Here is a 264-nt window from a genome sequence, read left to right on the forward strand (position 1 = left end):
GAATAGAATGACTGGTGGCAATGAATGAGTACGGTGTGGTAATCACTTCACCCGAAATACGTAATGCCTGAAGTGCAGTGATTAACGCGATTGTTGCGTTATTAAAAAGAGAAATATAATCAACGCCTAAATACTCACACAATTCTTTTTCAAGCTGCTGATGGAATGGACCATTATTTGTTAACCACTTATTATCCCAGATTTTTTCAAGATAAGGAATAAATTCACTTAATTCAGGAAGAAAGGGTTGAGTCACTGGTATAT

General features: G+C 36.0%; 1 protein-coding gene. It reads right to left on the reverse strand.

All coding sequences use genetic code 11. From position 1 onward, the window contains the following. On the reverse strand, window positions 1–262 hold a 262-nt coding region (locus tag ACPYOI_RS36370), incomplete at its 3' end, for a DegT/DnrJ/EryC1/StrS family aminotransferase (protein WP_481424216.1). Between the last annotated feature and the right edge of the window lie 2 nt (window positions 263–264).

This window comes from Rhizobium sp. SVR5-2C (genome assembly GCF_056755115.1).